The 21,061-nt window shown below is 43.6% G+C and carries 18 protein-coding genes; 4 read left to right on the forward strand and 14 right to left on the reverse strand.

Features of this window, described 5'->3' with window-relative positions; translation table 11 throughout:
• Positions 1–150: 150 nt before the first annotated feature.
• From ftsA to AK822_RS11745, 10 genes are all read right to left on the reverse strand, one after another.
• On the reverse strand, positions 151–1,443 hold the full coding sequence (gene ftsA / locus AK822_RS11700) for a cell division protein FtsA (RefSeq protein ID WP_198329470.1): 1,293 nt from the start codon (positions 1,441–1,443) through the stop codon (positions 151–153).
• Between the two features lie 163 nt (positions 1,444–1,606).
• On the reverse strand, positions 1,607–2,401 hold the full coding sequence (locus AK822_RS11705; protein ID WP_060491764.1) for a cell division protein FtsQ/DivIB: 795 nt from the start codon (positions 2,399–2,401) through the stop codon (positions 1,607–1,609).
• Positions 2,402–2,962: 561 nt separating this feature from the next.
• Positions 2,963–3,970 carry a D-alanine--D-alanine ligase gene (locus AK822_RS11710; protein ID WP_228139023.1) on the reverse strand — a complete coding sequence of 336 codons (1,008 nt, stop codon included), beginning with the start codon at positions 3,968–3,970 and terminating at the stop codon, positions 2,963–2,965.
• A gap of 26 nt (positions 3,971–3,996) precedes the next feature.
• On the reverse strand, positions 3,997–5,436 hold the full coding sequence (gene murC, locus AK822_RS11715; RefSeq protein WP_060491765.1) for a UDP-N-acetylmuramate--L-alanine ligase: 1,440 nt from the start codon (positions 5,434–5,436) through the stop codon (positions 3,997–3,999).
• Between the two features lie 83 nt (positions 5,437–5,519).
• Positions 5,520–6,605 carry an undecaprenyldiphospho-muramoylpentapeptide beta-N-acetylglucosaminyltransferase gene (gene murG, locus AK822_RS11720; protein WP_060491766.1) on the reverse strand — a complete coding sequence of 362 codons (1,086 nt, stop codon included), beginning with the start codon at positions 6,603–6,605 and terminating at the stop codon, positions 5,520–5,522.
• Between the two features lie 338 nt (positions 6,606–6,943).
• On the reverse strand, positions 6,944–7,927 hold the full coding sequence (gshB, locus tag AK822_RS11725; RefSeq protein ID WP_060491767.1) for a glutathione synthase: 984 nt from the start codon (positions 7,925–7,927) through the stop codon (positions 6,944–6,946).
• A 58-nt stretch (positions 7,928–7,985) separates the two neighbouring features.
• Positions 7,986–8,708: an orotate phosphoribosyltransferase gene (gene pyrE / locus AK822_RS11730; RefSeq protein ID WP_372886432.1), complete on the reverse strand. Its 723-nt coding sequence runs from the start codon at positions 8,706–8,708 to the stop codon at positions 7,986–7,988.
• Between the two features lie 61 nt (positions 8,709–8,769).
• Positions 8,770–9,768 carry a hypothetical protein gene (locus AK822_RS11735; RefSeq protein WP_060491768.1) on the reverse strand — a complete coding sequence of 333 codons (999 nt, stop codon included), beginning with the start codon at positions 9,766–9,768 and terminating at the stop codon, positions 8,770–8,772.
• A 57-nt stretch (positions 9,769–9,825) separates the two neighbouring features.
• Positions 9,826–10,677 (reverse strand): SDR family oxidoreductase, encoded by an 852-nt coding sequence (locus AK822_RS11740; RefSeq protein WP_060491769.1) that lies wholly within the window; start codon positions 10,675–10,677, stop codon positions 9,826–9,828.
• 83 nt (positions 10,678–10,760) lie between these two features.
• Positions 10,761–12,863 carry an Lnb N-terminal periplasmic domain-containing protein gene (locus tag AK822_RS11745; protein WP_228139024.1) on the reverse strand — a complete coding sequence of 701 codons (2,103 nt, stop codon included), beginning with the start codon at positions 12,861–12,863 and terminating at the stop codon, positions 10,761–10,763.
• A 275-nt stretch (positions 12,864–13,138) separates the two neighbouring features.
• Between AK822_RS11745 and ampD the strand changes: the two genes are divergently transcribed.
• The 3 genes from ampD (at position 13,139) to AK822_RS11760 (ending at position 16,205) form a co-directional block, all read left to right on the forward strand.
• A complete protein-coding gene (gene ampD / locus AK822_RS11750; RefSeq protein WP_060491770.1) occupies positions 13,139–13,726 on the forward strand; it encodes a 1,6-anhydro-N-acetylmuramyl-L-alanine amidase AmpD in 588 nt (195 codons plus the stop codon).
• A 187-nt stretch (positions 13,727–13,913) separates the two neighbouring features.
• Entirely contained in the window at positions 13,914–15,464 is a 1,551-nt protein-coding gene (gene murJ / locus AK822_RS11755) for a murein biosynthesis integral membrane protein MurJ (RefSeq protein ID WP_055124723.1), read from the forward strand.
• A 111-nt stretch (positions 15,465–15,575) separates the two neighbouring features.
• Positions 15,576–16,205: a hypothetical protein gene (locus tag AK822_RS11760; protein ID WP_060491771.1), complete on the forward strand. Its 630-nt coding sequence runs from the start codon at positions 15,576–15,578 to the stop codon at positions 16,203–16,205.
• 117 nt (positions 16,206–16,322) lie between these two features.
• Here AK822_RS11760 and AK822_RS11765 read toward each other — a convergent pair whose 3' ends face one another.
• Positions 16,323–16,922 (reverse strand): GNAT family N-acetyltransferase, encoded by a 600-nt coding sequence (locus AK822_RS11765; protein ID WP_060491772.1) that lies wholly within the window; start codon positions 16,920–16,922, stop codon positions 16,323–16,325.
• Positions 16,923–17,192: 270 nt separating this feature from the next.
• On the opposite strand from AK822_RS11765, the gene ribF reads away from it, so the two are divergent.
• Positions 17,193–18,233, forward strand: coding sequence for a riboflavin biosynthesis protein RibF (gene ribF / locus AK822_RS11770; protein WP_060491773.1), 1,041 nt, complete (start codon positions 17,193–17,195; stop codon positions 18,231–18,233).
• A gap of 98 nt (positions 18,234–18,331) precedes the next feature.
• Here the strand turns inward: ribF and AK822_RS11775 are convergent, their stop codons facing one another.
• The 3 genes from AK822_RS11775 to AK822_RS11785 all read right to left on the reverse strand — a co-directional run bounded on the left by AK822_RS11775 (position 18,332) and on the right by AK822_RS11785 (position 20,794).
• The gene (locus AK822_RS11775; protein WP_045444148.1) at positions 18,332–18,571 is read right to left on the reverse strand and encodes a DUF2789 domain-containing protein; all 240 of its coding nucleotides are present in this window, start codon (positions 18,569–18,571) and stop codon (positions 18,332–18,334) included.
• Between the two features lie 220 nt (positions 18,572–18,791).
• Complete coding sequence (locus AK822_RS11780; RefSeq protein ID WP_060492304.1) at positions 18,792–19,775, reverse strand: malate dehydrogenase; 984 nt, start codon at positions 19,773–19,775, stop codon at positions 18,792–18,794.
• A 377-nt stretch (positions 19,776–20,152) separates the two neighbouring features.
• Entirely contained in the window at positions 20,153–20,794 is a 642-nt protein-coding gene (locus tag AK822_RS11785) for a T2 family ribonuclease (RefSeq protein WP_055124727.1), read from the reverse strand.
• Positions 20,795–21,061: the final 267 nt, after the last annotated feature.

Raw genomic sequence — 21,061 nt, forward strand, 5'->3', positions numbered from 1 at the left:
ATTGTATTTAAATAAAACAGGGCAATGGCTTAGATAATTGTGCTAGCCAAAATATGCCAGTATGGTATAGGGTGTTACTTTTCGTATTCTTGCCTATTATATAGCTGCATACTCTTATGCTGCTTAATATAAGTATGTTTTGCTAACAGATTATAATATCTTTTTGAGTACACTAGCAAAACGCTGCCCTGCACTTTGAAAAACACCAGTGACTCGATTTTTCTGAATCGCTTCAGGCTCGCTTTTTTCACTACGGCGAAACTGCTCGCTTTGACTATATAATAGTGTACCAAATGCCGTTTGATAAGCACGATCATTTACTTGACTGTTTAGCTGCTTAAATGACTCATCATTATCAAAATGATTATGAGCACTAATAGCAGGATGAGTGTTGGTTAATACTACGGGCATTTTGAGCAATTTTTTGGTAAAGGGTATCATACCTTTAATCGCCGTACCGCCACCTGTGAGTACGATACCTTTGTCGATATAGCCGATGAGATCAGCCTCATGTAATTGACGAGCAACTTCCGTAAATATCTGCACATAGCGCGCTTCAATAATACGGGCTAGATTATAGATACCAATATTAATCTCGTCACCTGTTCCTTGTGGTTTAAAGATAAAGAACGAGCTGGGATCGACACTATTGACATCGACAGTACCATGGGTTTTTTTCAGCTTTTCAGCTTCAATCATGGAAATACCAAAATCAGCTGAGATATCCATCGTTACTTCGTGGCTGCCTGTCGCGATGCAATGGGTAAATATCAGCTTGTTTTCTTTATAAACGCAAATACTGGTCGTACTAGCACCAATATCTACCAAACAAACCCCTTGCTGGCGCTCGTCACTCATCAAACTATATTCAGCACTCGTCACTGCATCAAATACAATGTGGTCAATACCAACATCACAGCTTTGCAGTAATTTTTGGATATTTTGACGGCTAGCAACGGGCATCATCATCATGTGGTACATCACAGTAATATTATGCGCCATCATTTCGATCGCATCATCCACCATGAAATCTTGATCATCAACATAGATACCCTGCTGACAGCAATGCATTAGATAATAGTCTGATGATAGATCGCGTGATTTGGCATTAGACAACGCCTGCACCATATCTTTGGCACGTACCGCCTCATCTTCTACACGTACCTCGCCTGCACTATTTTTGCTCGATAACTCCGGTGTTGCTAGGGTCAACCACACACTGTGCACGCGGCAATTGGCAGTATCTTCTGCTTCTTGAATGGCTTGCTTGATAGCACCTTGTAGACGTTCACGGTGTTTTATTTGACCTTGGTAAAAATCGCTATTTTTGACTTGTCCCACGCCCAGAATACGGATGTCTTTTGCAGAGACAACGTTACCAATGACGACATAGACTGCCGTGGCACTTAGATGGACAACAACCAGATTTTCAGTATTTTTCATGGTACCAGACAAATTATCGCTAAACAGGAGAACAAATGACGTCTCCATTAGATCATTAAAAAAAGCGTTATCAACACGCTATGATGTTGTATATTCCGTGCTACAAGCTATCAAAATAGCTCAAACTAAAATGCTAACCAGTTTTTGCTTATGCTATCTATCGTTATTCTGCTTCATCAATTTTTGGCTGTGCCATATCCCAAGCAATGGTAAAACCATTTTTATAGCGCAAATCTACAGACTGTATTTCGCCTCGACGCTCACTTAACTGATTGCCGAGCAGCTGACTTAAACTCAGCAGCTTTTGCGCAGTATTCTCGTTATCAACAATCACACGCAGTCCATTGTCAAAACGAATCAGCCAAGTCATTCTTGGTGACAGGATAATATCTTCGACTTGCATACCAAGTGGCGCATACCAGTCGTTAACTTGCTGCATTTGCTGCATGATAACTGGGGCTTGCGTTATCTCACCTTGTAAGGTGGCAAAGCGTTCTTGCGTCAGATCTTTACTATCAGCAGGGACAAAAACCGCACCTTTTGCATCCACCAAACGCTCTGTACCAAAATTAGCAACCGCTTGCTTAGGTAATGCGGTAACGACTATGCCCCGTTGCCAATCACGAGAAATACTGACCTGATCAACCCAAGCCATACCCGTCGTAATATCTCTTAACGCTTGCAAATCAGAGGTAAAAAAGCTGCTTACCTTTTGTTGATTCATAACCTGTTGCAATGCGCGATACTGGGTAACTGTCAAACCCTGATTATTCACATGGATAGAAGCTGGCGGTGCATCACGCAACGCTTTTCCACCCATTATCAATATCAGTACGAGCAACCCTAGTACCAATACCATAAAAAAATATTTGAGCGAAGTCGGTACTTGGAACTTAGAGTTTGGGCGACGGGTTTTATCACTCATCAAGTCAGTTACCTCGTTGACAGTTTGAGCCATAACGACCTTTGTCCCTATATTTGCATAAAACTGATCATGCTATTTATAAATGTAAATCTGCATATTTTTGCAGAGGCCTATTAAGTTGACATGTTATCAAAATATTTTACTAAAACGATTTATAGGATGACATTATGCTCATTTAAACGTAACATTTTTCTTAATTTATGAATAACTTATGGGCTAAATTCATAGAAAACAGAAATATCACTAAAACAGACCTATAATTACAATATTAACGTATTTTATGGTTAAACAATAGCTTAACCCCTACTAGTGACAACGAATTTACACAAGTTTACATGACGCTGTGGTATAGCAGCTCTAGTGATACATTAACCCGTTCTCGTCTAGTAGTATTCTCAGGCTATAAGAAAAATTCAAATCTAAACATTCATAAGTTTTATCACTGGTTTATTAAGACAGCTTATCAATGACAACTGTCTCAATAAATATCAATAGCATTATGAACAATGCTAAAAAATGAGCAATACTAAAGAATGAACAATATTAAAAAGTAGCATTGCTAAATCACTGTTTAAGCAATGACTGCTACACTAATCACTCTAATGTCTGCGCTAAAATATGCCAGCACAATGCATCAAAGTCCATGCCTCGAGCCTTGGCTGCCATCGGAACCAAGCTATGGCTGGTCATGCCTGGTACCGTATTGATTTCAAGCAACCAGAAGTTACCTGCTTCATCTTGCATAGCATCGATGCGTCCCCAGCCTTTGGCATCAACGGCACGGAACGCTGCAAGGCTCAGATCTTGTAAATGCTTTTCGTCAGCAGCGCTCAGACCACAGGGGATATAGTAACTGGTATCATTACGATTATACTTGGCTTCAAAATCGTAGAAGTTGGTAATATCAGCAGGTTCAAGACGAATGACTGGATAGGCTTCATCATCGATAATGACGATTGTGAACTCGCGACCGGTAATCCAGCGCTCAGCCATGACCGCGTCACCGCACTGTACCGCCGTTGCATAAGCCGCTGGCAACTCGTCCAGATTGTTGACCTTAGTCATACCAATACTCGATCCTTCATGAACGGGCTTGATAATAAGTGGTAAACCTAGCATGTTGACCACTTGCTGCCAGTCAGTCTCAGCTGTTAACAATGAAAATGGCGCGGTTGCTAACCCACAACCCTGCCACAACTGCTTGGTACGAACCTTGTCCATACCCAGCGCTGATGCCAGAATGCCTGAACCTGTCTGTGGAATATCAAACCATTGCAGCACACCTTGCAACAAACCATCCTCGCCGCCGCGACCATGCAACACATTGAACACGCGGTCATACTCGCGTAGCTCTGTGATGTCTTGATGCTTAGGATCGAAATGAGTGGCATCAACGCCTTGGTTTTGTAGCGCCTGCAATACGGCAGCACCGCTGTCTAACGATACGCTGCGTTCATTGCTACTGCCGCCATAGACAACCGCCACTTTACCAAACTGTCTGGCATCTTTTGCATCACTGGTCGTCGTGTTTAGAGTGGTATTATTGCTCTCTAAATTATCTGAATTTTGAGTGCTGGTATTTTCTTTAGTATCAGTCGTCATGAAGATCGTTCCTAGAATTTTTTAGCTTACTTAATGTAAAGGTTATTGGCAGCCAAGTCGACAGCGATCTGCCCTACATTACCTGCACCTTGAGTAATGAGCATGTCATTGGCTTTTAATAAACGCTGCATGACAGGAGCTAAATTGTCCTTGTCAATAATCGTCGGTTCAACTTCACCGCGCAACCGAATACTACGTGCCAATGATTTGGTATCAGCGCCAGTAATTGGGCTTTCACCTGCTGAATATACGTCTAATAATAATAATTCATCAACGCTGGAGAGTACTTCAACGAAATCATCGAAGCAATCACGGGTACGACTATAACGGTGCGGCTGAAACATCATTACCAAACGACGTTCAGGGAAACTTTGACGCGCCGCTTTAATGGTGGCATCGACTTCTTTTGGGTGATGACCATAATCGTCAATCAATAAAACATTACCATCATTAAGACTGACAGAGGCATGCTGCTCAAAACGGCGACCAACGCCTTCAAATTTTTGCAGAGCGCGTTTGATCGCTTCGTCATCGACCCCTTCATCAGTCGCCATGGTAATAGCAGCAAGCGCATTGTAAACGTTGTGAGTACCAGGAATGTTGAGGGTCAAACGTAAAGGTTCACGGTCACGGCGCAGTACCGTGAAGTGAGTTTTCGTGCCTTCCGTCACTAAGTCGATGGCTTGAACGTCGTTAAAAGGCTCAAGTCCAAAGGTCAGTACGGGACGACCAATATCATCAATCATGGCATACAATTCTGGGTCGTCACCGCAGACCACCGCCAAACCATAGAATGGCATGTTTTGTAAAAACTGAATATAAGCAGCTTTTAATTTATCAAAACTATTCTCATACGTTTCCATATGGTCTTGATCGATATTGGTGACAATCGCGGCCATCGGATGTAACGATAAAAATGACGCATCAGACTCATCGGCTTCTGCCACCAAGAAACGACTGCTACCTAGCGCAGCATTTTTACCAGATGCATTCAGCTTACCGCCAATCACGTAGGTAGGATCGAGTTGCCCTTCTGCCATCATGGTAGTCAACAAACTGGTCGTCGTGGTTTTGCCATGAGCACCAGCAACAGCGATACCATGACGATAACGCATCAACTCGCCCAGCATATCGGCACGGCGTACCACTGGCAAACGCGCTTCTAATGCCGCCTTAACTTCAGGGTTGCTGCGATCAATTGCTGACGATACAACGATGACATCAGCATTGGCAATATTTTTGGAGTCATGACCGATCGCAATATCAATACCAATCTGTGCCAAACGTTTGGTCACTAAGCTCTCAGCAATATCAGAACCACTAACCTCATATCCTTGATTGTTCATCACCTCCGCGATACCGCACATCCCCGAGCCACCAATACCGACAAAATGCAAATGCTGAATACGACGCATTTCTGGTATTTCAATCAAACGCTTAGGTAAAGCTTTCGCAGGGTTAGACATAGGGCTTCTCTTTATTAAAGGCTAATAAAATTTAGTGTATCAAAATAATTGGTAATAAAAACAGTCAGCTATAAGAATGTAGGCTACAGCGTTTGCCAGATAATATCAGCAACTTGCTTGCTCGCACTTCGATTGGCAAGGGCATGGCCTTTTTTGGCCATCGCTAGGCACTTCTCTCGATTAAGGGCAGCAAGCTCATTGCTCAAACGCTGCGCTGTCAACTCAGACTGCGGTAACAAAATCGCCGCATCGTGTGAGGTTAAAGTGCGGGCATTAGCAGTCTGATGGTCATCTACCGCATGCGGCAGCGGTACAAAAATTGCGGCAATACCAACGTTCTGGATTTCCGTAACCGTCAATGCGCCTGCTCGGCAAACAATAACATCTGCCCAATTATAAGCGGCAGCCATATCGTCGATAAAAGGCTGTACCACAAATTTGTGCATACTCAAGTCCTGCTCATCGTAAGCCGCTTGTGTGGCAGCCTCATTGTTACGCCCGCATTGGTGACGCACTTCAAAAGGCTGATTGAGCAATGCCAGCGCTTTTGGCACAGTGTCGTTTAAGGCTTGTGCACCAAGTGAGCCACCCACCACCAACAATTTGAGCGGTGAGTTGTCATTAACATCATAACGCACCGTCGGTTCAGAGACACCAGTGATGGCATTGCGTACTGGGTTACCCACCGTTTCAAGCTTAGCATCCTGTGCACTATTGGCAAAGGTATCCTCAAATGCTTGCAGCACCTTGGTTGCAATCTTGGATAGGTAGCGATTACTCATGCCTGCAATGGCATTTTGTTCATGGATAATCAGAGGCGTATTGGTCAGACGTGCGGCGATGCCGCCAGGTGCAGTCACATAACCACCGAAACCGACAACTATGTCAATTTGATTACTACGAATCACCTTTATAACTGCCATCGTCGCTGACAATAAAGTCACTGGCAACTTCAATAAACGCCCGATTCCTTTACCGCGTAAACCCTGCATCTCAATCGCATGAAAAGGATAACCAGTCGGTGCAACCAAGCCGTTTTCCATACCATTTGGCGTTCCTAGCCAATGAATAACCGCACCACGCTGAGTCAATTCCTCAGCCACTGCCAGCGCTGGGAACACATGCCCACCAGTACCCGCGGCCATCATTAATATATGCGGTGCTTTCATGAACGCCTGCCTATCTTTTCTTTATTTATATGAAGGACTTATTATCCTATGATCATCTTAGTCATCAGCCAATAATGACCCTATAAAATCTCGCATAGTATAGTGTAAATCGTTGGCTGATATATAGCACTTTATGCACTGTCAATAACAAAAATCCAAGCCGCGAGCAATCACGACTTGGCTTTTATAAATACTATCGAAAAATCATAAAAGCATCGTTTATAAATGACGTTTTATCGCCTTTTTATGCGCTATGAAAAGATGCTGTTTATCAATCTATCTTAGCACACTGTTTTTTGAGTATTGTGCTCATAGCTTAGTGATAAATCACTCTATCCTTACAGTGTTGCGCAAACTGCTACTTTATTCTCAATGGCGATGATAAAATCGGTCGCAATATCTGTACCGCATTGATCATCAATCTCACGTACACACGTTGGGCTGGTGACATTAATCTCGGTAATACGACCGCCGATTAAGTCGAGCCCGACGAACATGAGACCTTTTTCTTTAACAATAGGTGCGACTACTTGGGCCACCTGACGTTCGATATCGGTGAGCGGCATCGCAACACCGCTACCACCCGCCGCAAGATTACCACGGGTTTCGCCTTTGGTGGGAATACGCGCCAAGCTATAATCGACCACTTCTCCATCGACGATCAACACGCGCTTATCACCTTCCTTAATCTCTGGCAAATAGCGCTGCGCCATAATCGGCAAGGTTTCAAGCTCAGTTAAAATCTCAAGCGTGACGCCGATATTTGGACTATCTGCGGTCAAACGGAAAATCCCCGTACCGCCCATACCATCTAATGGCTTAACAATGACGTCTTGCTGCTGAGCGATAAACTTGCGAATATGCGCCTGTTTACTGGTCACAATCGTTGGGCTCATATAATCGCTAAACCACGTGGCAAATAGCTTTTCATTACAATCACGTATCGCTTGTGGGTCATTGACCACTAGCACACCTGCCGCCTTGGCATGATCAAGCATATAAGTGGCATAAATAAAACGCATGTCAAACGGCGGATCTTTACGCATCAACACCACGTCATAGTCGCTGATTGGCGCTGTCGCTTTATCCCCTAATGTATAAAAATCTTCAGGATCGCGCTTGACGGTCACTGACTGCGTATCAACCATCAGTTGCCCACGATCCAACCACAAATCATGAATCTGACAATAGCCAAGGCTGTGCCCACGGTCTTGTGCCGACCACATCATCGCAAGGGTCGTGTCTTTTTTATAATTAACCTGCTCGATAGGATCCATAATAACGAGTATGTTTAACGATTTTTTTTGATTTTCTTGGCTCATGATAAAGCTCACTTACGTTATATTATTAATGTAGAACAGCTTCGAACTCTGTGCCCAACTATACGCCGTACTGCGCGCGATAATGTTGCATCTTGGCAAGTTGGGTCGCATCTTTATGCTGACCGCTTTGTACGCCATGGTCATCTGCCAAATAACTGATTAAATCATCGATATCGACGAGTGCACGCACTGGTACCTCTAATGTCGACGCCAACTCTTGAATAGCAGAATGCTCAGCCTGCCCTTTTTCTTTACGGTCAAGGGCAACGATAATACCAGCAACGCTAGCGCCCGCTTGCTCTAAAATCTCAACCACTTCACGCATCGCCGTACCAGCGGTAATGACATCATCGAGTACCCAGACTGCTTTACCACTAACGTCAGCGCCTACTAAGTTGCCACCTTCGCCATGAGTTTTGGCTTCTTTACGATTATAGCCCCACTTGGCATTGATACCATGATGAATCCATAAGGCTTGCGCGGTTGCTGCCACAAAAGGAATACCTTTATACGCTGCCCCAAAGATCACCAGCTCCTGCTCATCTGTACCGTTATGACTAGCAGCCATTTGCTCAGCCAAGGCATCAGCATAACCACACGCAAGCAACGACAACATCTCACCCGATGCCAGCAAGCCTGCATTAAAAAAATACGGACTGATGCGACCAGACTTGAGGACAAACTCGCCAAATTTGAGAACTTGATTGTCTAAAGCCAGTTGGATAAATTGATGTGAGGAGAAAGAAGGGTGTTGCGCATTAGGCATTGAGGCATTAAGCATGGAAGCGTTCCTATTGACAAAAAGAAGAGCAAAAAATTGGCGTTATTGTACGCATTATTGATCAGCTTGACCAACCATTGATGTCGTAATCCTGCATGTTAGGATAACGAGTCAATAGGCCACTGCGCGATGAGAGATTAAAATAACACTGACCGTCATCACTCACTTGTATCTCCCACCCTAAATGATACGCGGCAACAATAACATGTCCTGTGAAAATGCGTATTTGACGGTATGCATGACGCTGCGATGGCTCACAAACGATTTGACTCAACAGATAACTGCGAATGTGCTGACAGATTTGCGCGGCGCTATAGCTGTGATTGATACTTTTTCGTGTCTCGCACTGCCTCAATGCATGGACAGCGACGCTACACGCCATAATGTCAGTAGCCAAACTGCCCTCGCCTGTCTCAAATTGCTGCGGCTGCAACACCACCTGCCAATCTTCGGCATAAACACTGTTGAGCAACTCATCTGGGTTATAACGTTTGGTCAATGCACGGAAAGAAGCCTGTTTGTTTTTAGCATTACTACTAACGCCCGTATCGGTACTTATAGAAGAGCCATTCAGTATGAAACCGTAACGATGCAGTTTTGGATAAGCACGAAGCGCCTGCTGAATATCAGCCATGTCGAGCAAAGTCATACCATTTAATGATGATAATAATGGTTGCGTGCTGTGATTGTGATAAAAGCTGTCTGGAAACTCGACAAGCTCTGCTGCCCGCAGTAATGACAGATGCTCGCCCAATACTTCTGAAGCAATCAGCGACCATTTTGACAAGCTGTGTTCTTTAGGCTGATAAAAACGCGCAGAGCGACCATAGAGTCGTTGCAATTGACCATTTAAGCGCCTAGCAGGTTCTGGAATATCGCTCAAGGGTCTGGCAGGATCAAGTGCCAAGCGACTCGGGTCAAAATTAGGATGTACAATCGCAGGTTGGGTACTATCTGGCAAAATAGACGACTGCTCAGCATTGCCTTCTGAAATTGTACCGCCTGCTGCTGTAAAATCAGCACTGGGTAAATGAGTGTCAGAAGTAGAAGGCTGGGTCATGAAATCTCCATAGACTATAAAATATAAAAACAATTTTAATTAAATTAAACTGGCATATTACTCTTGATATTGTTCTTGATGACGCAAAATATCACGGTAACCGACTTGCCAATCAGGATATGCCAACCAAGCTAATGGAATATTACTGTGCAAGCGTTTTCCCGTAACCGCTACTTTTCTATCGTCAAGAGCAGGAGGCGTTTCATTTATCTGCTGACTTAACCAGATACCCAACTCAAAAGTCGTGACTGGCGCATAATCAGTAGCAATATAAAGGGGCTTGGGCGCATCGATAGTCAGTACGTTAGCGATGATAACGACCAAATCGCGATCCATAATCCGATTGCTCCAATGCGCCGCTGCCACTGCTTCCTTTTGTGGCTCGCGGGCTTTACGCAGACGCATGAGACGCGCGCGTCCATAAATACCGCTTGGACGAATGATAATGGCTTTATCACCAAAGCCTTGTTGCAGGACTTGTTCTGCTTGCAATATCACCTGCGATGCTTCACGCTCTGGCGTTGCAGGCGCGGTATTGTCATCAATCCATTCGCCATTATCTTGCCCATAAACACCCGTTGATGAAATAAAAACAATGCGTGAAAGGTTGGTGAGTTTGTCCGCAAGCGTTGCCAAATGCTGGCTAATTGCTAAGTAGCTATTATGATAGCCGCTGGTCGAATAATCATCGGGGGTAACGATAATTGCTATCGCTGTAAAATCTTGCAGCTGCTCAGCCGTCAGAGTCAATGCATCGGCTTGCATAAATTCAGCGTTATCATCCAAAGAGTAATGATGGCGCTCACCACGAGCCAAACCTGTGACATTCAAGCCGTTCTGTGCCAGCTGATTGCTGACTGGCAAACCAATATCACCTTGACCGATAATCAATAAATTTTGCGTACTCATCATTTATCCTTTATTCGAACGCCATTTCTAATGACTGCTTATACATCTTTTTAATAATCTATACATTTTTTCAGTAATAAATGTTAAAAATAGCGTCTGTACGACAGCTGTACGTCTTCATTGGCATCAACATGATCTTGCCATTCGTAGTTAGCATTAATGCGTAATGCTTGTTTTTTATCGATATCGTACTGCAGCCCTAATGTCGATATCGGCTGCCAATAATGACCACGGGCATTAGACTCATCGCTGCTGCCATGATACCAATATGGCAGTTGCAATTCAGCCTGCGCGCGTAACTGATTGTTAATCTGATAACGACAGCCTGCATTCACGCCAGCACCAACGCGAAAGCCTTTATTGATACCGCGCCCTGCTTGCGCTGTGCCGGACAAAAAGGTATAGCATAGCTGCGGCGGCATCTCGCCTGTACCTGTGCGAGGCGTACCAAATGCCCATGACCAACCTGATTCATAGCCCAAGCTCCCAACTAAATGATCGCGACCGCCTTGCTGGGAGCCATCATTCACACGCGTCGCCTCGATGCTAGCGCCCCACGTTTTGCCTTTTTTGGCAGAATTGACCGGATTAAATGAGCGCCCACGAATCAACGTCACATTTTGCAAAACCACACTGTTTGGCTGATTGGCTTTGTCATTATCGGTATCGTACAGGCGCAAAGTCGCAGATGCGCCTTCTAAATCAAAAAACTGTGGAAATCCTGAGGGACGATCGAGAATATCATGATAGCCCGCTCGTAAGCCCAAATCGATATAGTTATTATCACCGCGCTGTCCTAGTCCCATATGAGCCAGTTGCAGCGGATGTCTGTCTATTGGATTGTTATCTGATACCACTATATTAGGCTGCAATAACGTCTGTCCATCAGCTGACATGCTCGAAACCGCATTGAGTTGGGCAGATTTAATCTCATTGATCGTCTGTTTTGCGCTGTTGTGATAGCCGAATTGCTCGCGCTGCTCTTTAACCTTGTTTAACTGCGCTTGGCGTAAGGTGCTATCGGCAGGCGTATAGTTGGTGCTGGCAAGTAAGCCTTCATCATCAAGCAACTGCACGACATCTGAGGGAATAACCGCATAAGGCAGCTGACTCAATAAGTGCTGCTGCGGACGCACCACATCAATTAAGCGTAAAATCTCAGACGCACAGTTATCTGTGGTGAAGTAATACGGCAATTTTAAATCTTTGGTTTCCCAAACGTGCAACATAATCTGCTGCACTTCAGCTGGTGTCAAATCCAATTGATACGTCCATGCGTCACGCTCGTCTTCTTGCAGATACTTGGCCAGCCTTGCTGGATAAGGATCGATTTCTATTAAATTATCATAGCGACCAGTCATTGACTTGATGGCATACACCACAAAATTGTCTTTTGGATTACCACCAACCGTATAATTCAACGCAACCGCATGATGAATTTGGCTCGGATCAGCCACACTGGCTTTTGAGTCGATACGCAATAACGTATGAGCAAAGGCCGATAAAGGGTTGTCTAAATACTCTTGGGCAAACATGATAGATAGCTGTTCAGGGGCAATCTTCTGCATCCATTCATTCAATTCGGGACAGTCAACTTTTAGCGCCGTTTTATCAATGTTTAATGTATCGGTCAACCATTGTACACGCGCTGGAAAACGACATAATACCGAATTGTTGGCAGTATTTTTTTTGACAGTACTATTATTCGTTGTCGCTACCTCATTAGCGAGGACGACGAGTAACGCATCAAGCTCGGCATTCGAGTCTTGCCGACCATGCTCACTCAAAAAAAAGTCAGCCTCATCAACCATGCTGGTGTCTTTTTTCTTACCAATCAAGTTCCTTTGATCATCAAAAAAATACAATAAACGTCGCCATGTCGTATGTTGGGCTAAATTTTGTATTGCTGCTTGCTCACGCCACTTGGCTAACAACTGCTCAGCGTTGCTTTTTTTTAGTACTTGAGTATCTTCTTGAGTGGCATTATCTGGCGTATTATTAGCGATTGCGGCAGCTTGCAGTGTAGGCGCCAATGCCCCTGTCGTAACTAACGATTCTGGCGTTGGAAGAATAGCCTGCGTTTGTGCAGAGAGTAGCAATCCTACAATAGCAAGTGGTAAACGTGCTCGTTGACTCATAATAGTTAGGGTACAATCTACAGATAAAAAACTAGGCTTTAGAATCATGGGGTAAAACCTCGCACGTTGTTATTCATACGCCGATAGCGTGATTAAGGGCTGGTTGATAATACCTATTAAATCGTCCACTAAAATAACCTTAAAAGCCATATAAGAGCCAGATCATTGAAATATCTTAGTCAAAGTGGCTGTTATCAAAGTTGTTACTATCAAAACTACTGTTATCAAGGTAGCTACTGTCAGAATGGCTATTAATTGATAAAAAATGGCTAGCAACCAGCGGTCAATGCCCACTTATTAATATCATGATAAAAGAGAATATTATGTCCATAGCACCAATAACGATTAACGATGGCAGATTATCTGCAGCCACATACCTTGCATCACCAAACTGCAATCTGCGACCAACAGATATGAGTATTGATACTATTGTTATTCATAATATCAGCCTACCTCCGAACGAGTTCGGAGCGTCTGATGCTGACGGCATCCATTACGTTAAAGCATTATTTACCAATCAGCTAGACTGGGCGGCGCATCCCTATTTTCAAACGATTAAAGGCGCGGAGGTTTCGGCTCACTTATTCATCGAGCGTGATGGCGCGATAACTCAGTTTGTTAATTTTAATGAGCGCGCGTGGCATGCTGGACGCTCTAGCTACTTGGGTCGCCCTGAATGTAATGATTATAGCATCGGTATTGAGCTTGAAGGGTCTGATTTTGTGTCCTTCACCGCCGCACAATATGAGGTACTTGCAAAAATAGTCTGTGCTATTTATGCCGCCTACCCCAAAACTCGTCGTCATCTAACAGGTCATAGCGATATTGCCCCTGGTCGCAAAACGGATCCCGGTGATTATTTTGAATGGGCAAGATTACGTGAGATGGTCGCCAACATTCTTGAGGGTTAAGTCATATGGATAATTATTTTGTCAATCCTGTTAAAAGCTCTATTAACTGTACACAGCATATTCCACATCCAATCCATTTATCTCGATTATGAAAATGCTATAATCCGTCAGCTTTTTGATAGCAGCAACTTAGTAAACAACCATCAGTAAACAACCTTCATTAAACAAATTAGCACAATAGGTTCTCATGGCAAAAAGTCGGTTATTTCGTTCAACCATGGTGGTCAGTAGTATGACCATGCTATCTCGTATCTTAGGTCTGGTACGCGATGTCGTATTGTTAGGCGTCTTTGGCGCTGGTGGTCTGATGGATGCCTTTTTAGTCGCCTTCAAAATCCCAAACTTTTTGCGGCGTTTATTTGCAGAAGGTGCTTTTAGTCAAGCCTTCGTCCCTGTGCTATCTGAATACAAAGAAAAATATAGTTTGCAGCAGGTACAAATCTTAGTCAGTCGTACTTCAGGCGCTCTGTTGTTAATTTTGTCGATGCTTACCGTCGTTGTTATTTTAATGGCACCTTGGGTCGTGACTTTATTCGCGCCTGGTTTTGCTGATCAACCAGGTAAATTTGCTATTACCGCTGAATTACTGCGTCTGACCTTTCCTTATTTGCTATTTATTTCTATGACCGCCTTTGCCAGTGGCATTTTACAAAGCTACGGACGCTTTGCTGCGCCTGCTTTTGCACCCGTGTTATTGAACCTATGTATGATTGGTGGCGCGCTAATTTTTGCCCCTATGTTCGATGTTCCTATCATGGCGCTAGGCTATGCAGTCGCTATCGCAGGATTGTTGCAATTCTTACTGCAGCTGCCGCAGCTATGGCAACAAAAGCTGCTGGTCGCACCCAAGGTTGACTTTCAGCATGAAGGCGTTCGCCGTATTTTAAAACTCATGCTGCCTGCCATCTTTGGGGTCTCTGTCACTCAGATTAATTTACTGCTCAATACCATTTTTGCGTCATTGATGATTGGCGGTTCGGTTTCTTGGCTGTATGCCGCAGAGCGTATGAGTGAGCTGCCATTAGGCTTGATTGGCGTGGCAATCGGTACAGTCATTTTGCCCAGTTTATCGAAAAGCGAAGCCCAAAAAGATGATGTTAGCTTTAAAAAGACCATCGATTGGGCGGCACGCTTAATCATTTTAGTCGGTGTCCCTGCATCAGCAGCGTTGTTTATACTTGCCGATGTACTGATGCAAGCACTGTTTTTGCGCGGTGAATTTACCTTACGCGATGCGCAGATGAGTTCGCTCGCATTACGTAGTATGGCTGGTGGCATTTTAGGCTTTATGCTTATTAAAATCTTTGCCCCTGCTTTTTTTGCCCGTCAAGATACCAGAACACCTGTAAAAATCGGTATCATTTCTGTCTTTGCCAACATGATTTTTAGTGTCATTTTCATCGGTATATTTTATTTCTTAGAGATTCCACTACATGGCGGCTTGGCCTTAGCAACCACGGGCGCAGCCTTTGTGAACGCAGGCTTATTATATTACTTCTTACATAAACGTGATATTTTCCGCTTTGGCAGTCATTGGAAAAAACTATTCACCCAGTTTGCGATTGCGACCAGCGCTATGATTGGCGTACTTTATGTCATGCTGCCTTATTTCCCTAGCGATGATGCGCAGTGGCGACGTATCGCCGCTTTGCTCATTATGTGTGCCGTAGGGGCGCTGGTTTATGGCGTGGTATTACTAGCCACTGGTTTCCGTCCGCGCCAGCTAAAGCATGGTTAAGCAGCTTCACTTACGAAACCAAAACAAGCTTAGTAAGAGAATGGATAGTGAAGGATGCGGATAGTTGCCATAATTAACCATTAACGAATAAATGAAATCTGAGGGCTAATAATGATAACCGAACGAGCAACCTTACTACGCTTACCAACCATACTGACCGCTGGTATACTTAGCACTGGACTACTTTTGAGTGCTTGTAGCGATAACGATAAGACAGCTAATAGTGCCGAAGATACGGCAGCCATCGCTGAAGGCAGTTCTGATAAAAGCATTGATGCTGAAAATAGCACTGCTAAACAAACGTCAGCAGTGGATGCGAATAGCACAGTTGACAGCAAGCAGATGGCTGACAGCGGTAAAGCTGAAACGGCGATTGATAGTGATAATATCAATCCAGTCACTTCTGCGACCAAGCAAAAGAACCTCGTAACCAATCCCACCGAAGCTGGTACGCCGGAAGATACTGTAAAGCAAGCACTAGATAGCTTGTACTATGGCGAGGTAAAGGAAGCCGCTAAATATTATAAAGTAGATATGGCAAACTTCGAAGAAGAGCTGGCTAAAACCCAGTATGCCTTTCAGCAAACCGTCGATGGCGTCACTATTACCGATACTCAATATAACGATGATAAAACCCGTGCCACCATCATTGGGGAGCTGATGTTAAAAGGACAAAGTGCGCCTGCACCGTTGACCTATCAGCTGCAAAAAATTGAAGGTCAATGGAAAATCCTAGGATAAGACGCTTTGCTGTCCTCATTTAAAATCACTTTAGCTTAAGTTATTTTAGCTTAATTCACTTGAACTTGAACTATCTTATCTTCAATGATTTTATTTGATACCAATCAAAATTTAATATTAATCTGACGACACTGGCTTGCCAAGCATCACAACATCAGCGATAAAGCCTTGCATATCACACACTTTTGGCATATATCCCCATTGCTCAAAACCAAGCTTACGGAACAATCCTAAGCTTGGCTGATTGTGCGCAAAAATAAGCGCGATCACATTATGAATGCCTAGGCTTGGCGCTTGTGTCAACATCCAGCATGTCAATAAGCTGCCCAACCCTTGACCGTGATAATCCTGATGCAAGTAGATACTAATCTCAGTGCTGATATGATAAGCCGGTCGTGCATATAAATCGCTAAAGCTACCCCATGCAACGATTGTTGCTGTCCCTGCTTCTGCTGAATTTTGCGTGGTCTTATGCATCGCTTTTACGACATAAATAGGACGCGTCGGACTATTTATATGCTCATCAAACCAATCTGCACGCTCTTCACAAGTCACTGGGGTAAGATTGGCAGTGGCTTGCTTACCTGCAATAGTCTGATTGTAAATCGCCAAAATCTTTGACAAGTCGTCTCTACTTGCACGCTGCACGACAAACTCATCAGTGAGATAGTGTTCTAACAAAACAGCTGGCACAGCATTTAAGGCAGCAACGGGCATAAGGTCTCCGTAATTATTAATTAATAGTCTATGAGTGATAATTGTTGCAAGATGATCCATCCATAAAGAGGGTCGTTACAGAAGCATGTGGACAAGCATCACGGTATTTTAAGATGACAGAGCGGATAGCGCCATACTTTTATTGTCAGTAGACTATAGGATGTTAGTATGGTCATTTTACTTTATAATGGCTGATTTTAAACACATTGATTTTGGTACGGGTGTGTTTTTTCTTTTTTATCCGGTCTTATCTATCATAGCTGAAAATTTATGAACACCTATTTTCTTGAGCAACTGATTGCCTCGCCCAGTAATTTGACTGCAAATACTAGCCCTGTAGATTTAGCGCCCTGTGTGCTCACTATCGGTAACTTCGATGGTGTCCATCTTGGTCATCAAGCGATGCTTGAACAAGTCCGTGATATTGCCCATGCACAAAATCTTGGTTCTGCTGTCATGATATTTGAGCCACAGCCTCGTGAATTTTTTGCACCAGCCACCGCGCCTGCTCGACTCACTAATCTCGCTGAAAAACAAGCTTTGTTAGCAGAATATGGCGTTGAGACCTTGATTGTGGCAGGATTTGATGCAGAGTTTCGCTCGCTATCCGCCCAAGCATTTGCGGATATTTTAGCCCTGCGCTTAAATGTCAAGGCGTTGGTGTTGGGTGATGACTTCAAATTTGGTCATGACCGTACTGGTGACAGTCAGTTTTTACGGAATTACGGCTTAGATGTTACCAACCTACATACCGTCATCGATGATAATGGTAAAGCGGCACGTATCAGCTCTACTCGCGTTCGAGACTTACTATTGGCTGGTGATATTGACGCTGCTAATGCGCTACTTGGTCGCGATTATGCGATTACAGGAATGGTCGTTGGTGGCGATAAAATAGGTCGCACCATGGACTTTCCTACTGCGAATATTGACCTACAGCGTTTAAAACCTGCCCTGCATGGTATCTTTGCTGTTGATGTCGTCAGCCTCGACGAAGATGGGCAAGTGATTGCTGATGGCTTATCGGCACTTGCTATAGATGGCAAATCAGGTATCTCAGGATTACGTTCCAATAGCCTCTTTGGGACAGCCAATATTGGCACCAGACCCTCTGTCGATAAACAACATGATTGGCGTTTGGAAGTGCATTTCCCAGAATTAAATGCCGATTTATATGGATTAACTTTACAGGTTCGATTTTTGCATTATTTACATGGTGAACGACATTATGATGGCTTAGAAGCATTAAAAACAGGCATCCATAATGATGTCAAAGCATTGATTGAGTGGCGAGAGCAGCAGTCCAGTTAGATAGCTAGTAGGCTTAAATGCGGGCGTCGATATTTATAATTTATAAAAAAACCCACAGCGTTTATAACGTTTGTGGGTTTTATCTAATGGGAGTTTTTCTAAGCATCTGGATGCATACGTACGTTTAAGTCATCGATGACCTCTACCCATTCCGCATCTTTTTCCCATTCTTCTTGTAGAAAAGCACGCTGATTGTCTGTCCAAATGCTCGCTTCTATCAACTTCTCTTCTTTATCCAACTGATTATTTTCAATAAAACTATCAATCGCTGCATCTGAGCTATCAAGTCCCAACTGTGCAAATAATTCATTCATATTGTATTCTGGTTCACCCAACATACTTTTCTCCTTAAATGGTACGAGTGTCTTTGTGTTTATTATCTAAATTGACACATTTATTGTAGCAAGCTTTATTTTAATAGCTGTTAATCAACGTGTATCTAACGTTATCAATTGTATTTTGATAGGCAGACAAGACACAAAAAAAGCCCTCTACATTAGAGGGCTTTTTTTGATCAATTTCTATAAAACAGCTTTATGACATGATGACATTGGCTGCTTATGGTAGTAAATGAGCGACCGCATCACGTTCTTCGCTAAGCTCTTGCTCAGTCGCTGCCATTTTCTCTTTAGAGAAATCTGATGACACATCAACGCCATCTACGATAGACCAGTCGCCGTTAGTGCATGTGCATGGGAATGAGTAGATTAAACCTTTTGCGATACCGTATTCGCCATTTGAATAAACGCCCATTGATACCCAATCGTTCTCATCAGTACCCAATGCCCACGTACGTACGTGTGCAATGGCCGCGTTGGCAGCAGAAGCGGCAGATGATGCACCTCGTGCTTTAATGATTGCAGCGCCACGTTGTTGTACTTCTGGGATATAAGTCGCTTCGTACCATTCACGATCAACCAAATCTAATGCAGGCTTACCATTGACAGTAGCAGCAGTCAGATCAGGATACTGAGTTGATGAATGGTTGCCCCAGATGATCATTTTTTTCACGTCATTTACTGTGCTTTCAGTTTTGCCAGCCAACTGCGCCATGGCACGGTTGTGGTCTAAACGAGTCATCGCAGTGAAGTTACGTGGATCAAGATCTGGTGCATTACGCTGAGCGATAAGCGCGTTGGTATTGGCAGGGTTACCGACTACCAATACTTTTACATCACGGCTAGCAACGTCATTCAATGCTTTACCTTGTGCTGAGAAAATCGCAGCGTTGGCTTCTAACAAATCTTTGCGTTCCATACCTGGACCACGAGGACGTGAACCGACTAGCAGAGCATAGTCAACATCTTTGAATGCAACAGTCGCATCATCAGTCTGCACAACACCTGCTAATAAAGGGAATGCACAATCTTCTAATTCCATGACCACACCCTTTAGGGCGTCAAGTGCTGGAGCGATTTCAAGCAATTGCAAAATAACTGGCTGATCTTTACCTAGCATCTCGCCAGATGCAATACGAAATAACATAGCATAGCTGATATTACCAGCGGCACCAGTGACGGCAACACGTAAAGGCTGTTTCATTGACATTGAATACTCCCTAATTATAGATTAGATAATTCATGATTCTGATTGATGGTTCTAATGGATGACTATCGTTTTAAATAGCGACTTGCCTACTGAATATAGCAGTCATAAACCGAGAGCTAGTGTAGCACTTCGTTCAGCAAATCGTCTAGAGACAATAAGACACCGACCACCGATTATATTGTTACATTTTATACGGGAGGATTTTTATACCCACTATAAACCTATACGGATACAGTGCTAGAAAGTATGAAAAGGCAGCTGATGACAACATTTAGAAGCGTTATATACAGTGATATAACACTTAAGATAAGCGAATATTATTAGGGCGTGTCCTCAATTCAAACAATAAGCATTTAAATGGGCTAAAAAAACTATTTTCCACCCGAAATGACGAACTTACTGCCACAATTATTCACAACATTATGACATGTGCCAAATTCGCTCCCTTCATAACAAATATGGATATCCGTCAATGTTGATTGACGACGACTGCCCGCTTGGCAAATCAAATCAATACTGTTTGAGGACATGCCACTGTTAAGCTGGGTCATTTGACTGATAAATCGAGATTTAGAAACCGTATAGCTATTACCTGTATTAAGCTCATTAGGCAGCTTTAATGCGCCAGCGTAATTGGTAATCTGGCGAAAATAACTACTGGCACTAAGTGGACTACACGCCCCATAACGCTGCCAAGCTTGGCTACGTACTGTCGTATCAGGCATGATACGGTTGACGACTTTTAACTGTAACGGTGTCAGACGTGGCTCACTACCACGTCCGCAGCGCTCACCATATCCCATATCTAAACCTGATACTGTCAACGAATAACCCTCCAAGCATTGACGCATACGGGCACGCGTCGGCTGTATGCTACACAATGCTGGCGTCATCTCAATCATCAACACACGCTGTCCACTCTTAACAGCGCTCGCGGCATGTACTGGCATCATCATAATGCCTTGCAACATCACTAATGCACCGATACTTAGCGTCGTATTTAGTTTATCCATAGATGTATTAGTTATCGAGCTTGATTGGTTTAAATCTGGCGTCAGAGTAGATAGCGAGAGCATCTGCTGAATAGATGACTGATGCCTAACTTTTAATAACAGGGACAGATTGAAATATTTTTTGATCATAGGGGCTGAAGGCATCTAGCAATGATAAAAACATGGGCTATCGTTTAGCTCATAGTGTTCGACGTATAAACACTGATAAAACTAAGAATAGAGCTAATAAAAATGTGTGCGTTGATTGATAAGCACTTATTATAAGCA

This window comes from Psychrobacter sp. P11F6 (assembly GCF_001435295.1).
GTDB lineage: Bacteria > Pseudomonadota > Gammaproteobacteria > Pseudomonadales > Moraxellaceae > Psychrobacter.

Coding starts and splice junctions, on each gene's coding strand:
- ftsA (WP_198329470.1), bottom strand. CDS start 1,443: ATGAAAAATACTGAAAATCTGGTTGTTGTCCATCTAAGTGCCACGGCA.
- AK822_RS11705 (WP_060491764.1), bottom strand. CDS start 2,401: ATGGCTCAAACTGTCAACGAGGTAACTGACTTGATGAGTGATAAAACC.
- AK822_RS11710 (WP_228139023.1), bottom strand. CDS start 3,970: ATGACGACTGATACTAAAGAAAATACCAGCACTCAAAATTCAGATAAT.
- murC (WP_060491765.1), bottom strand. CDS start 5,436: ATGTCTAACCCTGCGAAAGCTTTACCTAAGCGTTTGATTGAAATACCA.
- murG (WP_060491766.1), bottom strand. CDS start 6,605: ATGAAAGCACCGCATATATTAATGATGGCCGCGGGTACTGGTGGGCAT.
- gshB (WP_060491767.1), bottom strand. CDS start 7,927: ATGAGCCAAGAAAATCAAAAAAAATCGTTAAACATACTCGTTATTATG.
- pyrE (WP_372886432.1), bottom strand. CDS start 8,708: ATGCTTAATGCCTCAATGCCTAATGCGCAACACCCTTCTTTCTCCTCA.
- AK822_RS11735 (WP_060491768.1), bottom strand. CDS start 9,768: ATGACCCAGCCTTCTACTTCTGACACTCATTTACCCAGTGCTGATTTT.
- AK822_RS11740 (WP_060491769.1), bottom strand. CDS start 10,677: ATGAGTACGCAAAATTTATTGATTATCGGTCAAGGTGATATTGGTTTG.
- AK822_RS11745 (WP_228139024.1), bottom strand. CDS start 12,863: ATGATTCTAAAGCCTAGTTTTTTATCTGTAGATTGTACCCTAACTATT.
- ampD (WP_060491770.1), top strand. CDS start 13,139: ATGTCCATAGCACCAATAACGATTAACGATGGCAGATTATCTGCAGCC.
- murJ (WP_055124723.1), top strand. CDS start 13,914: ATGGCAAAAAGTCGGTTATTTCGTTCAACCATGGTGGTCAGTAGTATG.
- AK822_RS11760 (WP_060491771.1), top strand. CDS start 15,576: ATGATAACCGAACGAGCAACCTTACTACGCTTACCAACCATACTGACC.
- AK822_RS11765 (WP_060491772.1), bottom strand. CDS start 16,922: ATGCCCGTTGCTGCCTTAAATGCTGTGCCAGCTGTTTTGTTAGAACAC.
- ribF (WP_060491773.1), top strand. CDS start 17,193: ATGAACACCTATTTTCTTGAGCAACTGATTGCCTCGCCCAGTAATTTG.
- AK822_RS11775 (WP_045444148.1), bottom strand. CDS start 18,571: ATGTTGGGTGAACCAGAATACAATATGAATGAATTATTTGCACAGTTG.
- AK822_RS11780 (WP_060492304.1), bottom strand. CDS start 19,775: ATGAAACAGCCTTTACGTGTTGCCGTCACTGGTGCCGCTGGTAATATC.
- AK822_RS11785 (WP_055124727.1), bottom strand. CDS start 20,794: ATGGATAAACTAAATACGACGCTAAGTATCGGTGCATTAGTGATGTTG.